Below are 16,049 nucleotides of genomic sequence, written 5' to 3' on the forward strand. Positions count from 1 at the left end.
CTGTCGGTTGTCGCGTTGTCGGGCGTCGTTGCCAATTGCCGACTGTCAGTTATGGGCGACCAGTTGCGGCCACAGCGCCCGCAGCGCGATCTTGTCGATTTTCTGGGAATGGTTGCGCGGCAGCGGCCCGGGAGAGAAAGCGACTTTCGCCGGCGCCTTGTAGCGGGCCAGCCGCTCCGCCACCCATTCGCGCACGGCATGTTCCTCAAGCCCATCGGCATGCAGGACAGCCACCAGAAGCTCTCCCATGCGCTCGTCGGCGATGCCGAATGTCGCACATTCGCGCACTTCGGGCAGTTCGCTCAGCACGCGTTCGACTTCGGCGCAGTAAATGTTCTCCCCGCCGGAGATCACCATGTCCTTGGACCGGTCGACGATGGTGATGTAGCCGCCCTCGTCCTGAAAGCCGATGTCGCCGGTGCGCAGCCAGCCGTCCGGCGTCAGCGCGGCGGCAGTCTCTTCCGGGCGGTTCCAGTAGCCGGACATGACCATGGCGCTGCGCACGGTGATCTCACCGCTTTCACCCGTTTCGCACAGGCTGCCATCCGGGCGAAGGATCCGCATGTCCACCAGCGGCAGCACACGCCCTGCCGAGGCGCGCGCCTGCAGGAAATCCTCGCCCACGGCCTGCGCGATCGCGCCCGAGGTCTCGGTCATGCCGTAGCCCGTGCCCAGCAGCGAATGCGGGCATAGCCGGCGCACTTCCTCCAGCAAGTTAAGCGGCAGGGCCTGGCCGCCCGAACCGATATTGCGCAACGAAGAAAGATCGGCCTCCGCCAGATGCGCCTTGTGCACCATGTCCCACAGCATCGTCGGCACGGTGGAGAGCTGCGTCACCTTCTCCCGCTCGATCAGCCGCACCGCCTCTGCCGCGTCCCAGCGCCGCATCGTCACGATCTTGCCGCCCGACAGCATCGGCGCAAGGAACGCCGATCCCAGGCCCGAGATGTGGAACAGGGGATAGACTTGCAGGATCGCCTGCGGCGGCACTTGCGCCATGATCGTCTCGACCGGAACGCCGTATTGCAACGCCATGCCCTGAAGCACCATGGCCCCGGTCAGCTGCGTGCCCAGCAGGCCCGTAATCAGGCTCCGGTGCGAGAGGACCGCGCCTTTCGCGCGCCCGGTCGTGCCCGATGTGAAAAGAATGGCACAGGCATCGCCGGGCTTTGCCGGCGCAATGGCGTCGACGCTTCGGCCGTTGTCCTCAAGCGGCTGCGTCAGGTCGATCACTCCCCCGGCAAAGCCGCCATCGCGGACGGCGACGGCACGCTCCGTATCGGCAAGCACCAGCACGGGGGACACATCGCCGATCATCGCCGCCAGTTCGGCCGGGGAACCGCGACTGTTCAGTACGACCGCCACGCCGCCGGCCCGTACGATCGCAAGGAACGCCACCATCCATTCGGCACGGTTGCGCATGCAGATCGCCACGCGGTCACCACGCGCGATGCCGAGATGACCGATCAGCCGGTCGCGCCATGCGAAGACATCGTCGTACGTCAGCCGCCGCTCGCCGTGAGGGCCATCGAAATCGACGATCATCGTCGCATCGCCAAACTGACGCGCACTTTCCAGCAATTGAGCAAGATCGGCAGGGGCGCGCACGAACGTCCGCACGCCGTCGCGCTCGCCGATCTCGAACGGCGAACCGGCGGCGGTCACTTGTGCGAAAACCGGATCGACGCGGCCCGAGCCTGCGGCCTGATCGCCAGCCCGACCGGCGGCGACCTCGGTATCAACACCCGCGCTCACTTGGCGATCCCCCGCTTGGCGATCCCGCACTTGGCGATCCTTGCGAATGCGCAAAGGCAGGGCGCAACGGCAGACTGCACGGCATTCGCCCGCGGATCCCTCCGTGCCGGACCGGATCGCCTGAATCCGTCGACGGCCTGAGCCGACCTCGTGCCTGACATTGCCATCCTCTCGATTCGCATCGTTTTCGTTATGGCATGAGGATATTGTCGTAATCGCGCATTTCAAGGCAAATATTTTTACGCACCTTTTTACGCGGGAAATTGCCCCACCGCCCGTCGCGATCGTTTGGCCAACGCCCACCGATATTTCCCGCTTTCCGGGATATTTTTCGGATAACCCAATGATAATCCCACGCGACGGAATGAACGATTCCGACAAAGCCACCGATCCCTCTCCGCGTTCTCAGAACCAATCAGTTCGTATTTTTAGTGTTTACATTTTACGCGTTTTGACGAATCCATTGACGCAACGAGCCGACAGGACCTTGCGAGACCGCCAAACAGGCGGAAGCGAATGCGGAACCGAGCGACGGCCCTGGGAAGGACAGGAAGGCACATGCAGCGGGATCTCGAAGGACGGGTGGCCATCGTCACCGGTGGCAGCGATGGCATCGGCCTTGCCACGGCGACATTGCTTGCCCGGCGCGGCGCGAAGGTGACGATCTGCGGCCGCCGACAGGAACGACTGGACCATGCCGTGGCAACCATCGAAGCCGCAGGCGGCCTGGCGGAAGCCGTGCAGCTCGATGTGGCGGACTTCGATGCCCTCACGGCGATGGTCGATGATGTCGCGCAGCGCCACGGCCGGTTGGACATGCTGGTGAACAACGCGATGTCCACGCATTACGCACCGATCGACCGACTGACCGTCGAGCAGTGGCGTAAGGACTTCACGGTCAATGCCGATGCCACCTTCGTCGCCACCAAGGCCGCGATGCGGGCGATGGCGCGCAATGGCGGCGGCTCCATCGTCAATGTCGCCTCGACCTGCGGCATTCGCGCGGCCGCCAACATGTCCAGCTATTCGGCCTCCAAAGCCGCGCTCGTCCATTTCAGCGCGGTCGCGGCGATGGAAGGCGCCCCGCTGGGCATCCGCGTCAATGCCGTGGTGCCCGGCCAGGTCCAGACTGCCGGGACCGAGGAATTCGCCGCCCGCGCCCCGCAGATCGCCGCGCGCACGGCCGAAGCGATCCCGATGGGACGCGGCGGCCGGCCCGGCGAACTGGCCAGCGCGATCGTGTTCCTGCTGTCGGACGATGCCAGCTACGTCACCGGCGTGGCCCTGCCGGTAGACGGCGGCAAGGCAGCGCAACTCTACATGCCCGCCTGACCGCGCGCCCGCTCGGAGGCGCCCGCAGCAGAACGAACGTGACCGGCGAACCTGGAACGCCCGCCACCACCCACGATCCAACACAAAAAACGACAATCATGGGAGAGAGAAACATGCCGAAACGCTACGCAAGAACCGCTTTCCGATTGCTGGTCGGCGCAAGCACCCTCGCCTTCGCCGGTCAGGCCATGGCGCAAGAGGCCGATCAGGCGCAGGGCCCGCAAACGCCCAGCACCGGCCTCAACGAAATCGTCGTGACCGCGCAGAAGCGCTCCGAAAATCTGCAGGACGTGCCTATCGCGATCAGCGCGATCGGCGCGGACAAGATCGAGCAGTTGGGCGTGCAGGATTCGCGCGATATCTCAGGCCTGGCGCCGAACGTCACCATCGTGCCCGGCACCGTCAGCAACAGCGCCGCCGTATTCTCCATGCGCGGCATATCCAACGGCGGCAGCGAGAGCTTCGGCGTCGATGCGGCCAACGGGCTCTATGTCGATGGCGTCTACATCGCCCGCTCCGGCGCAATGGGCCTGGACGTGATGGACATCCAGCGCGTCGAAGTGCTGCGCGGCCCGCAGGGCACGCTGTTCGGCCGCAACACCACCGGCGGCGCGATCCACTTCATCTCCCGCGAGCCGTCGAAGACCTTCCGGCTGAAGGCCGAAGCCGGCTATGGCAATTTCGATGCATGGAACGGCAAGGTGATCCTCGATCCCGGTGAGATCGCCGGCATCGCCACCAGCTTCTCCTACGGCCATTCGCAGCGCGACGGCACTGTCGACAATATCCTGCAGCCCAAGGATTCGAAGGACCCCGGCGCGCGCAAGTCGGACGCGGTGCGCGCGGCAGCCCGCGTCGAACTGGGCGGCTCCGGCAGCATCCAGTACATCTTCGACTGGAACCGCATCAACGGTAGCCCGCCGGCATTCCAGCTGACCAATGTGGCGGACGGCACCTATCGCGATCCCATCGTCGTCGACGGGCAGCCGGTGGCAGTCACGCAGCAGGCGCCGGTCGCGCAATATCTGGCCGGCGTCACGTTCGCCGATCCCGAATGCGCCGCGCTGGCCGAGCCCCGGCGCCAATACCGCAGCAAGGTCTGCAACGACATCTTCGGCAAGGCGGTAGACAAGAGCTGGGGCCACAACCTGCAGGTCCAGAACGATTTCGGCGGCTTCAAGGTGAAGTCCACCACCGGCTACCGCTTCTGGCGCAGCTATTCGCTGGCGGACCTGGACGGCATCGGCGGGTTCACCGGCCCTGCTTATTCCGCGGCCACGCTGTTCAACGGCATGCCGGCATCGCTGCTGCAATACATCCCTTCGATCCCGGCGGCCGCCCGCCCCTTCATCGCCGCCGCCAGCGTCCCGACCACGTCGCAGAACCTGTTCGACATCGAAAACCATCGCAAGCACAAGCAGTTGAGCGAGGAAGTCGAGATTTCCGGCGACACCAGCACGCTGGACTGGGTGGTCGGCGGCTTCTACTTCTGGGAGAAGGGATCGGAAGACGGTTACCAGAACAGTGGCTATGTCCTCGACACCAATTCAGTTTTCCTTTCCAACTTCGGTGCACTTGGTCCGGCATTCGCCGCCGCCAATCCGGCGCAATACCGGTTGGTGGTGACCAACGCCCGCCTTGCCTATACCGCGCAGAGCGAAAGCAAGGCGCTTTACGGACAGGTCACCTTCTATCCCGGCGGTCGCGGCAGCGGCATCCGGCTGACGGCGGGCGGGCGCTATACCTGGGACGACAAGAAGATGATCCGCCTGCAGAACGGCGCGGCGCCGCTTGCCGTCGCGGAAACGGGCGATGCATCGTTCAGCAAGTTCACCTGGAACCTGATGGCCGGCTACGACGTCGCGCAGGGCATCAATCTCTATGCCCGCGCAGCCACCGGCTATCGTTCGGGCGGGTTCAATTCGCAGGACCCGGCGATCACTGGCACCTCTACCCTGCCTCATTTCGAACCGGAAACGGTGACGTCCTACGAAGTGGGCGTGAAAAGCGAACTGTTCAATCGCCACTTGCGCCTGAACCTTGCCGCCTATCACAACATCTACAAGAACCTGGCGGTGAACATTCCGCGCACCGACGCCCCGGTCGGCACGTTCGCCACGCGCATCGGCAATGCCGGCAAGGTGATCTACAACGGGTTCGAAATCGAAACGCAGGCGATCCTGACGGACAACTTCTCGATCGACGGCAACCTTGGCTATGTCGACATCCAGTACAAGGAGTTCCTGGCCGGGCAATCGACCACGCCCGGCGCGCCGCCGGTCAACATCGCCTCTATCGTGACGCCGGGCTATACTTCGCCGTTGACCGCCAATGCTGCGTTCAATGCGCAGTTCCCGCTGAACTGGGGCAATGCCGCGATCAAGGCGCGGATCGGCTATACGCACGAGGACGGCAAGTACAGCTTCAGCGCCGTGACCTCGACCCCGTTCAACGAGCAGATCAAGGGTGACGACCGCGACATCGTCGATGCCCAGATCGGCGTGGAGGACATGCCGCTTGGCAATGGCGAGGCCAGCGTGCGCCTCTGGGCGAAGAACCTGACCAACGCCAAGGACTTCGTGCGCGGCATCGACTATGGCCAGTTGGGCTTTGCCGGCGGCTACTACGCCGATCCCCGCACTTATGGCGTGACACTATCCATCTCATACTAAATCCCGCCATTCGCCACCCCGGCACGAGGCCAAAGTCTGGGCCGGGGTGGCAAAGCCGGATCGAGGAACCGGTTCACCGCCCTCAGCGGAAAGGCCGGGTTTCCGGCATTTTCACGAAAACCGGCAATACGCAAAGTGCCACAAGGGCGATCATCACGCCCGGCACGGCCGGCCATCCGGTGGCTTCCACCATGACCTGGGCGACGTAGGGCGCAAGCCCGCCGAACACTGCCGTGGCCGCCGTCGCGCCGAGTGCCAGCCCGGTCAGGCGGCCTTCGCCCGGAAACTGCTCCGCCGTTGCCACCGCACCCACCGCGCTGACCGCGCCGCCCAGCGAGGCGAGCAGGAGCGCACCGATCAGGGCCGCGCCGTAACCTCCCTCCCCCATCGCCGCGAAGGAGACGGCGGGCACCAGGATCGACAGGACCCCCACGCAGAGCAGCACCGGCCGCCGCCCCATGCGATCGGACAGGATGCCGACGAAGGGCGTGACGAAAATGACCATGAATGCCGCCGCCGTGGAAAGCCACAGCGCCGCGCTCTCCGCCATGACGCCCGTATCGGTGACGAAAGCGGGAACGTAAGTGATGCCCACGTAGTAGGTGATGGAGCCCAGTGCCGAAATCGCGAAGCCGCGCGCGATGGCAGGCCGCTGGTGCGAAAGCACCTGCCGCAGCGGGCGCTCCGGAACGCTGAGATGAAGCACCTGTCGTTCGAATTCGGGCGATTCCTCCAGCGTCGCCCGCGCCAGAAGCACCGCACCGGCCAGCACGGCACCGAACAGGAACGGAATGCGCCAGCCCCACTCGTTCAGCACGGCCGGCGCCAGCGCGCTGACCACCAGCGCCGAAATACCCGCCGCCAGCAGCCCGCCCAGTTCGCTGGCCGCCGCCGCGCATGAGGTGACGAGGCCGCGCCGCTTCCGATCCGCGCCCTCCATCAGATAGGCAACGACACCGGTATATTCGCCCCCCACGGAGAAGGCCATGACGCAGCGCAGCGCCAGCAGCATCCAGCCCGAACCGGCACCGATCGCCGCATACGTGGGCAGGCAGGCGGTTGCGAGCATCGCCGCCGTCATCATCGCCATCGACAGCAGCATCATGCGGCGGCGGCCATGCCGGTCTCCGATGTGCCCGAACACCGTCGCCCCCAGCGGCCGCATCAGGTAGGCCACGGCAAAGCCGCCCAGAGTGACCGAAAGCGAATGCTCGCCCCCGCCGAAGAACACCCGCGAAAGGACGGTGGCGAGATAGAGATAGAGCGTGAAATCGTACCATTCGACGATCGTCGAGAACGCCGCGATCGCCATGGATCGCCGCGACAGCGGCTTATGCTCGAACGCCTTCCCGACCGGACCGGAAACCGCGTCGGCTTTCATCGGCTGCCTGGGCCCTTACGATCGTTGAACGACATGGGCCGCATGATAGGGACAGCGGAGCGCTTGGCAAATCGTGCGTTCCCGCGCAGGGCAATTTCCCTCAAGCGAGTTTCGCCCCCGCTGCTCGACCGGTTGAAGCATCCAGCCTGCGATGGCCGAAAACGGCACGTCGCAGGAAACGCAACATGTTCGCCTTCACCCCGCCGACGGGAGTGTGACCCTGAACATTTTCGGGAACATTTTACGCATATTTGATGTATGATTTATTTTTATCGTTATTTTGCGTTGACAAAATTCGATTGATAAGCAGATTTCACGGACAACGCTCGGCAGGCGGAATACAATGCCCGGCAAAAATGCCGGCATGGAGGGGAGATCATGATGGCAATCGATTTTGCCGGCAGGACTGTGCTGATCACTGGCGGAGGCTCAGGCATCGGGCTCGCCTGTGCGGAAGGCTTCGCAGCCGTCGGCGCGCGGATCGCCATTGCCGAGGTGGACGCGGAGCGATGTTCGGCCCTTTCCGCCCGATTTCCCGAAGCGCTTGTGGTCCATTGCGATGTCGCCCGCCGCGCCGATGTTCGCGCGCTGGCCGAACGGACCGGCGCGTGGACGGAAAATCTGGACGTGCTCGTCAACAATGTCGGCCATTTCCTGCACGCCAAGCCGTTCGAGGCACTGGACGACGATGAGATCGACGCGATCGTCGAGATCAATTTCGGTCAGGTCATGCGCGTCACGCGCGCGGTGTTGCCGTTGCTGCGGAAGGCCGCGCCGGGTTCCAGCATCGTCAACATCACTTCGATCGAGGCATTTCGCGGCATTCCCAACTGCGCCGTCTATGGCGCGGCCAAGGCGGCCGTGACGGGGCTGACGCAGAGCCTGGCGCTGGAACTGGCGCCCGCCGGCATCCGCATTAACGCAGTCGCCCCGGAAACGACCGACACGGCGCAAGTCCCGCTGGACTACATGATCCCGCCCGAAAACCGCGCCCATATGGACAAATGGATACCGCTGGGTCGCTTCGGCCAGGCGCGGGACAGCGCCGGTGCGGCGCTCTATCTGGCCAGCCCGCTGGCCGCATGGGTCACCGGAACCACCGTGCATGTCGATGGCGGGGCGCTGGCGGCCGCCGGCTGGATGCGGACGCCCGATGGACAGTGGACGGTGACGCCGATGATCAGTGGCAACGGCGTTGCCATCGCGTCCTGACGAGCAGGCCATGGACGCCCTCTTTCGTCAGACGATGGACCGGCACTTGTTGCGGCAGACGGCGGAGATCTACGCCATCGGCGCGGACCGGCGCGACAAGGACTTGTGGCGGCAGGTGTTGGCCGAAGACTGCGTGATCGAAGGGCCCGGCTTCACCAGCACCGGGCAGGAGGCATGTCTGTCCTCGATCGACGCGCTAGGTGCGATGTTCCGCGCAACGCAGCATCGCGTGCACCAGCAACTCGCCGCGGTCGAGGACGATCGCGCCTTTGGCGAGACGTACTGCACCGCCGAACACCTGCTGCGCGACCGGGACGCCGTTCTGGTCTGGGCGCTTCGCTATCGGGACGAATGGCGAAGGGAAGTAGGCGGGTGGCGGTTCACCTGGCGAACACTGGTCCTCGACTGGACCGAAACGCGGCCCGTAACCCCCTTGGGCCAGACGGAGGACATGCGACAATGAAGCTTCTGGTAATTGGCGGCACGGGCGCGCTGGGCGGCCATGCCGCGATCCACATGGCCGCGAAGGGGCATGAGGTGACCGTTGCGGGCCGAAACGCCCCGCATCCGGACACGCCGATAGCGGCGATGCCCTTCCTGCAAGGTGACTATGTCGCCGGCGATTTCACGCCGGACCGGCTGGCGGGTTTCGACTGGGTGGTGTTCGCCGCCGGCAACGATCCGCGCCACGTTCCGCAGGGGCAGGATTTCGAGAGCTTTCTGATCAGGGCCAATCACGAAGCGGTTCCCGCGCTCTTCGCCGCCTGCGGCAAGGCCGGGGTTTCGCGCGCGGTACAACTGGGCAGCTTCTATCCGCAGGCGGCGCCGCACCTGCTGGCCGGCAATGGCTACATCCGCTCCCGCCTTGCCGCCTGCGAAGGCGCCCGCGCGCAAGGCCGGCCCGGTTTCGATGTTATCAGCATCAACGCCCCGTTCATGGTGGGCACCGTGCCCGGCCTGCCCAGCGCCATTTTCGAACCCTACATGCAGTGGGCCGAAGGGCTGATCCCCATCGAGGCCTGTGCCCCGCCCGGCGGCACCAATTTCATGTCCTACCGATCGCTGTCCGAAGCGCTGGAGGGGGCGCTGCTGCGTGGCGAACCGGGCAAAGCCTATCTGGTGGGGGACGAAAACCTGTCTTTCCGGGACTATTTCCAGCTCTTCTTCGACGCGGCAGGCAAAGCCGTGCGGGTGGAGGAGCGCGATGCGGAATTGCCGCTGCTGCCCGATGTCGCGATTCCGCAGGGACGCGGCAACTGGATCCGATACGAGCCGGATGCAGGCGAAACCGCCCTGCTCGGCTATCGCCGAAACGACATCGCCGCTGCCGTCAGGGAGATCGCCGCGCAGTTCGGCAGCGTGAGGGCATGATCCGATCGGCGGGTGGAAGGCTCACCCGCCGCAGGATTCGCGAATGACGAGTTCGGTCGGCAGCCGGTCCACCGCCACACGCGGGCGTGAATCGAACACGCTGGAAACCAGCCGCCGGCCGGCCAACTGGGTATCCTGCCGGATGGTGGTCAGCTTGGGCGTGCTCAGGCGGCTGAGCAGCATGTCGTCATAGCCGACCACGGCCACGTCGCGCGGCGTTTCCAGCCCCGCACGCTTCAGCGCCTGAATCGCGCCGAGCGCCAGCAGGTCGCTCGACGCGACGATGCCGTCGAAAGCCACGCCATCCTCGATCATGTGGCTGACGGCGGCGTCCGCGTGATCGAGTTCGAACTCCACCGTCGTCATCAGGCGCGGATCGATCGCCGCATCCGCTTCCTCCAGGGCCTGAACATAGCCGCGCCGGCGCTGCTGCGCTTCGGGATCGGTGCCGCCCACGAAGGCGATGCGGCGGCGGCCCAGCCGCAGCAGATGGCTGGTCGCCCGGCGTCCGCCAAACAGATTGTCCGACCCGATCGAGCGATAGCGCTGCCCGGGTAGTTCCGCGCCCCAGACCACGAAAGGGTGGTTGCTGTCCGCCAGGCGGTTGAACGCCTCATGCAGTTCGCCTTGCCCCAGAAAGATCGCCCCGGTCGCCCGGCTGGTGGTGCTGGCGACCACCAGATCCTCGTAACTGCCCGGCGAAACGTGGCTGACGGTGAAATCGCATCCGCGCGCGCGCGCCGCCTCCCCGATACTGGCCAGCAGTTCCAGGAAGAACGGGTGCGAAAGCGGCAGCGGCCGGCCATGGGCATGCGGCGTCACCACGACGATGCTGCCCTCCGACCCGATCGGCGCGGCGGGCATCGACATGCGGAACGGATAATCGTGCTCATGCGCCAGCGCCCAGATGCGCTGCTTGGTGCGCGAACTGATCAGCGGCTGGTCGTTGAGCGCGCGCGACACGGTGGACACCGACACGCCGGCCAGCCGTGCCAGATCCTCCAATGTCGTTTTCCGGGCATTCCCAAGTGTCATTCAGCCTCGCCCATACCAAATCGCGTCGGCTTCCTGTAGCGCACGAGACGGGGAGGATTGCAAGATGACCGATCCTGATTGTGCGCGCGGACCGGCAAAGCCGGACGTCGCCGAAAGAAGGAACAGGGCTGGGGAAAAGGCCGCCGGCAGCCCGGATTGGGCCCGGATCCGCGACTTGAGCGTGGGCCTTTTCGGCGTGCAGGTGGTCTGGGGCCTGCAGAACGTTAACACCAGCCGCATTTTCCAAAGTCTGGGCGCGGACCTGTCCGACCTGCCGCTGCTGTGGATCGCTGCGCCGATCACCGGATTGCTAGTGCAGCCGCTGGTCGGCCATTTCAGTGATCGGATGGCCGGGGGGCCATGGGCAAACCGCTGGGGGCGGCGCAAGCCGTTCATGGTGGCGGGCTGCCTGCTTACCGTGATCTCCCTGATGGTGATGGGCCATGCCGCCAGCCTTGCCATGGCCATTGCCGGTCTCTGGATGCTGACCGCTTCCGTCAACCTGCTGATGCACCCGCTGCGCGCGCTGGCGGCAGACCAGTTGACGGCGGACGAGCGCGCGCTGGGCTTTTCCATGCAAGTGCTGTTCATCGGCGCGGGCGCGGTCTTCGCCAGCACGTTGCCGTGGGTGCTGGTGAACCTGTTCGGGGTTTCCGGCACCGTGGAGCATGGCGGATTGCCCCGTTCCGTGGAACTCGCCTTCGAGATCAGCGCAATGGCGGTGGTCCTGACCGTGGGCTGGGCCCTGCTGCGCACGCGCGAAACACCGGCGCCGCTATCCGCGCCATTGCCGAGGGACGCGCGCCCGGCCGGGGAAAGAAGCGCCGGATTGGCCGCGATGGGGATCGCACTGGCCATCGCGGTTACGGCAGCCGTCGCGCCGCTGCGGCGGGAGGCCTATCTGCTGGCCGCAGTGCTTGGCGCATTCGGGATCCTGCGGTTCCTCCGCGCGCGTTTCGCCGCGCGCGGAACGGCGGACCGGGGCGTACTGGCCATCCTGGACGATATCGCCGCCATGCCGCTGGCGATGCGGCGGCTGGCGGTGACGCAATTTCTCACGTGGTTCGCGCTGTTCATCGTCTGGGTCTATTCGGTTCCCGCGATAGCCCTTCGCCACTTCGGCACGAGTGACCCGCGCTCCGCCGCCTATGCGGACAGCGCCGACTGGGTGGGGGTGCTGGCGGCGCTGTACGACGGAACCGCGGCGCTGGTCGCGCTGGGGTTCCCGATCCTGGCGCGCGCGCTGGGGCTGCGGATGGTCCACGCGCTCTGCCTGGCCATCGGCGCGCTTGGCATTGCCGGGCTGCTGCTGGTGGATGGCCCGGCCATGTTGTGGATGCCGGCCTTCGCCATCGGCATCGCCTGGGCCTCCATTCTGGCGGCGCCTTACGTGATCGTCGCCGAATCCGCCCCCGCCGCAAAGGTCGGCGTCTACATGGGCATCCACAACGTCTTCCTGGTGCTGCCGCAACTGGTTGGCGCGGCCTGCCTGGGGCTGGTGGTGGATCGCTTGCTGGGCGGCCGGGCGGACCTGATGCTGGTGGTGGCGACGGTCGCCATGGCCCTTGCCGCGGCCAGCAGCCTGCTGATGCCGCGAACCGAAACGGAGGAGGCGCCGGTTACCGCATGACTTTCCGCAACTATGCAAAAATTTGCACTGAGATTTACGCAAATTTTTGCATAAATATCCGGAAATTTTCTCCACATCCTGCAAATATCTCAAATTATTAGGCTATTTTTCCTCTTGCACGTTGCGCAAATTTGCGCAAATGTTGCGCACAGATCGGGCCAAGCCCGGCAATACAACGGGGAGGAAATATGCTCAGTCTGCAGCAGACGAAGCGTGCACTCGCGTGCGGCGCATCGGCCACGGCACTGCTTTTCAGCGCAACCATCGCACAGGCCCAGGATCAGGGCAGCGCGCAGGTCGCATCGCCTAACGACAGTGACGGCAACGATGGCAACGCCATCATCGTCACCGGTGTGCGCAGCGCGCTGGAAACCTCGCAGTCGATCAAGAAAAACGCCGACACCTTCGTCGATTCGATCACCGCCACCGACATCGGCGCCTTTCCGGACAAGTCCGCCGCCGAAGCGCTGCAGCGCATCCCCGGCATCACCGTGAACCGCCTGCAATCGGCGGACGACAGCACCCACCCCTCGGGCGAGCCGACCAGCGTGCTGATCCGCGGGTTGCCGATGGTGCGCACCGAATTCAACGGCCGCGACAGCTTCTCTGCAGACTCCGCGCGCGGGCTTCAGTTCAACGACGTTTCGCCCGAACTGCTCGCCGGCATCGACGCCTACAAGAACCAGACGGCGGACATGATCGAGGGCGGCATCGCCGGCACCGTCAACTTGCGCACGCGCCTGCCGTTCGACCAGAAGGGCCTGCTCGTCACCGGCGTCGCCAAGCTGAACTACGGCACCCTGTCCGACAAGGTGACGCCGGAATTCTCCGGCCTGATCAGCAACACCTGGGACACCGACATGGGCCGCTTCGGCCTGCTGGCGGACTATGCCTGGAGCCACGTGATCACGCGCACCGAAAGCGTGATCATGGACAAGATCGATACCTATTGCACCTCCGGCTTCGGCACCAAGGAAGCGGGCATCGTCAATTCGGACGGTAGCGTAGCCTGCGCCGGCAACCCGTTCGGCGGCACTGGCTGGGCCTTTGCACCGGACGGCGTGCGCTATTCGCAGGTGGACTATGACCGCAAGCGCCACGGCCTGGCGCTCGCCGCGCAGTACGAGAGCCCGGGCGGCGACGTGCATGCCACCGTCCAGTACCTCGATTCCAAGTACAAGAACGCCTGGTACGAACGCGCCAGCCACGTCATTCTCGATGGCAACTACTTCGGCACGGCCGCCTTCAACCCGCGCACCGGTTCCATCCTCGGCCCGGCCGACGGCACTTCGCCGTTGGTGTTCGGATCGAACGGGATGCTGCAATCGGGCATTCTGACGCAGCCGCACGGCAGCTTCTCAGGCACGTATGAGAGCCTGGACGCCGCGCTCAACGCGGGCTCCGCGATCCCGGGCGTTCCCTTCGTCAACTACTGCGGCGCCGGGGCCAATTGCTCCACGCTGCGCGACGGCATGTATTTCCAGAACGAGGCGCGCAAGTTCAACCACTCGGAAGGCACCAAGGACCTTTCCGCGCACATCGACTGGCAGGCCAACGATCGCCTGCGCTTCAGCGCCGATGCCCAGTACATCGATGCCTCCACCTACAACAACGACATCCTCGTCGCGACCGGATCGATGGCCAACTTCGATTACAGCGTGAACAAGGACGGCACCCCGCAGGTCACCCTGCTGCCGGGCGACAACGTCAACTACGCGGCGGGCGGGCTCGCCAACCCGCACAACTACTGGATCCCGTTCATCCAGGGCCATGTCGAGGATAACGACGCCAAGGAGTTCTCCACGCGTGGCGACGCCGAATTCAAGTTCGCCGACGGCAGCTGGCTGGACTCGCTCTCGGTCGGCGTGCGCTATTCGAACCGCAACCAGACGGTGCGCTATTCGACCTTCAACTGGACCGCGATCGCGGCCCCGTGGAACTGCAACGGCCCCGGCTTCAATGCCGACAACACCACCGGCGGCGCCTATCCCACCAACACCGGCAACTGCGCGGGCAATGCCGGCCATGCCGACTTCACCGGCTATGGCAGCGGGATCTGGGAAGCGTACAACATGGGCAAGTTCTACTCCGGTGGAACCTACCCCAACGGCCAGCTGGTCTACCTGAACCGCAGCACGCTCGACGATTACGACCGCCTGATCGATTCGCTGGGCGGCGCGCAGACGCATTCGCCACTGGGTACCGGCTACACCGGCATCTGCGACCGTCCGGAGGCGACCGTGGACGAATGCTTCACCCCGGGTGAAGTGATGAAGGTGCGCGAAAAGACCTGGGCCGGCTATGCCATGCTGCGCTTCGGCGGGGACGACAAGTACATCGGCGGCATCAACGTGACCGGCAACGTCGGCCTGCGCGTGGTCAACACCAAGACCCGCAGCGAAGGCAGCGTCGCCTTCCCGCAGTCCAACATCTTCGACAACCTGCAACCCTGCGGCACGCCGCTTTCGGGCACCGACATCGTCAATCCCAGCTGCTATCTGACCGACGATGTTCGCAACTTCGCGAACGGCGCGGTTCAGCCCGATACCTACACCGGTTCGCACACCGACTGGCTGCCCAGCTTCAACGTGCGCCTGGGGCTGGATACCCGCAACTTCGTGCGCTTCGCCTATTCCAAGGCAATCTCGCGCCCGGACTTCGGACTGCTGCGCGATACCGTGGCGATCAACGCGCCGATCCTGAACACCGGGCCGGATTCGCCCTACGTGGTGCTCAATGCGCCCAACGCGGCGCCGATCGCCTCCAATGTCGTGGGCTACAACTTCGTGTTCCGCGCCAATTCGGGCAATGCCGCGCTGAAGCCGGTCTCGGCCGACCAGTTCGACATCTCGTTCGAGCACTATGCCGGATCGACCACTTCGTTCACGTTCACGGCGTTCTACAAGAAGCTGAACAACTACATCACTTACGGCCAGTTCGATCGTGAGATCACCAATGGCAGTTCCACGCAGCAAGTGCAGATCATCGGCCCGCAGAATTCGAAGGGCGGCGGCAAGCTGAAGGGGTTCGAGGCTGCGTTCCAGACCTTCTTCACCTTCCTGCCGGGCGCGCTGAAGGGACTGGGCACGCAGATCAACTATACCTACGTGGACCAGTCGGGGATCAGCAATTCCAACCTGATCACCGCTTCGTCCAGCGGCGATGTCGGTGCCTTCGGCGCGGGACAGCAGGCGCTGGGCGGCACCGGATCGGTGATCGACTTGCACCGTCTGGCGGGCATTTCGAAGAGCACGTTCAACATTGTCGGGCTCTACGAATACGGTCCGTTCGGCTTCCGCCTCGCCTACAACTGGCGCTCGCGTTACCTGACGCAGAACCTGAACTGCTGCATCGGCCTGCCGGTGTTTCAGAAGGCCTCTGGCTTCCTGGACGGTTCGATCCGCTGGTCGGTCACGGACTTTGCCGAAATCTCGCTGGAAGGGTCCAATCTGCTGGGCACCAAGTCCATCTACCAGCAGCAGATCTTCGGTGACTTGCCGCAGACGCCGGGTGCCAAGCCGGTCTACCGCGATGCCAACTGGAGCCGCGTGGACCGCCGCTTCCAGCTGGGTCTCCGCCTGAAATATTGAGGCTCCTCCTGCCGCGCCGTCGGTCCCCCGGCGGCGCGGCTCCCCCCTTGCAGCGGGATGAGACGGCGGGA

At 65.0% G+C, this 16,049-nt stretch carries 10 protein-coding genes; 7 read left to right on the plus strand and 3 right to left on the minus strand.

The annotated features are described in order from the left end of the window. Positions 1-45: 45 nt before the first annotated feature. Positions 46-1,755, minus strand: a complete 1,710-nt coding sequence (locus WBP07_RS24485; RefSeq protein ID WP_395397689.1) for a class I adenylate-forming enzyme family protein — start codon at positions 1,753-1,755, stop codon at positions 46-48. A 558-nt stretch (positions 1,756-2,313) separates the two neighbouring features. On the opposite strand from WBP07_RS24485, the gene WBP07_RS24490 reads away from it, so the two are divergent. Next, the gene (locus tag WBP07_RS24490; RefSeq protein ID WP_395397690.1) at positions 2,314-3,087 is read left to right on the plus strand and encodes an SDR family NAD(P)-dependent oxidoreductase; all 774 of its coding nucleotides are present in this window, start codon (positions 2,314-2,316) and stop codon (positions 3,085-3,087) included. 113 nt (positions 3,088-3,200) lie between these two features. Further along, positions 3,201-5,759, plus strand: coding sequence for a TonB-dependent receptor (locus WBP07_RS24495; protein ID WP_395397691.1), 2,559 nt, complete (start codon positions 3,201-3,203; stop codon positions 5,757-5,759). An 82-nt stretch (positions 5,760-5,841) separates the two neighbouring features. Here the strand turns inward: WBP07_RS24495 and WBP07_RS24500 are convergent, their stop codons facing one another. Beyond that, positions 5,842-7,140, minus strand: a complete 1,299-nt coding sequence (locus tag WBP07_RS24500) for an MFS transporter (protein ID WP_395397692.1) — start codon at positions 7,138-7,140, stop codon at positions 5,842-5,844. A 378-nt stretch (positions 7,141-7,518) separates the two neighbouring features. On the opposite strand from WBP07_RS24500, the gene WBP07_RS24505 reads away from it, so the two are divergent. From WBP07_RS24505 to WBP07_RS24515, 3 genes are read left to right on the plus strand one after another with little or no spacing between them, the layout of a single operon-like run. After that, entirely contained in the window at positions 7,519-8,352 is an 834-nt protein-coding gene (locus tag WBP07_RS24505; RefSeq protein ID WP_395397693.1) for an SDR family NAD(P)-dependent oxidoreductase, read from the plus strand. 10 nt (positions 8,353-8,362) lie between these two features. Continuing rightward, on the plus strand, positions 8,363-8,815 hold the full coding sequence (locus tag WBP07_RS24510; RefSeq protein WP_395397694.1) for a nuclear transport factor 2 family protein: 453 nt from the start codon (positions 8,363-8,365) through the stop codon (positions 8,813-8,815). Continuing rightward, positions 8,812-9,723, plus strand: coding sequence for an NAD-dependent epimerase/dehydratase family protein (locus WBP07_RS24515; RefSeq protein ID WP_395397695.1), 912 nt, complete (start codon positions 8,812-8,814; stop codon positions 9,721-9,723). Before WBP07_RS24510 ends, WBP07_RS24515 begins: the two co-directional genes overlap by 4 nt. 21 nt (positions 9,724-9,744) lie before the next feature. Here the strand turns inward: WBP07_RS24515 and WBP07_RS24520 are convergent, their stop codons facing one another. Beyond that, complete coding sequence (locus tag WBP07_RS24520) at positions 9,745-10,758, minus strand: LacI family DNA-binding transcriptional regulator (protein WP_395397696.1); 1,014 nt, start codon at positions 10,756-10,758, stop codon at positions 9,745-9,747. A 181-nt stretch (positions 10,759-10,939) separates the two neighbouring features. Here WBP07_RS24520 and WBP07_RS24525 point away from each other — a divergent pair, with 181 nt between their 5' ends. Together WBP07_RS24525 and WBP07_RS24530 are read left to right on the plus strand one after the other, a co-directional pair. Then, positions 10,940-12,388 carry an MFS transporter gene (locus WBP07_RS24525; protein ID WP_395398238.1) on the plus strand — a complete coding sequence of 483 codons (1,449 nt, stop codon included), beginning with the start codon at positions 10,940-10,942 and terminating at the stop codon, positions 12,386-12,388. 188 nt (positions 12,389-12,576) lie between these two features. Then, positions 12,577-15,978 (plus strand): TonB-dependent receptor, encoded by a 3,402-nt coding sequence (locus WBP07_RS24530; RefSeq protein WP_395397697.1) that lies wholly within the window; start codon positions 12,577-12,579, stop codon positions 15,976-15,978. Positions 15,979-16,049 lie beyond the last annotated feature (71 nt).

Origin of the sequence: Novosphingobium oxfordense (assembly GCF_044029435.1) — a bacterium.
Lineage (GTDB): Bacteria > Pseudomonadota > Alphaproteobacteria > Sphingomonadales > Sphingomonadaceae > Novosphingobium.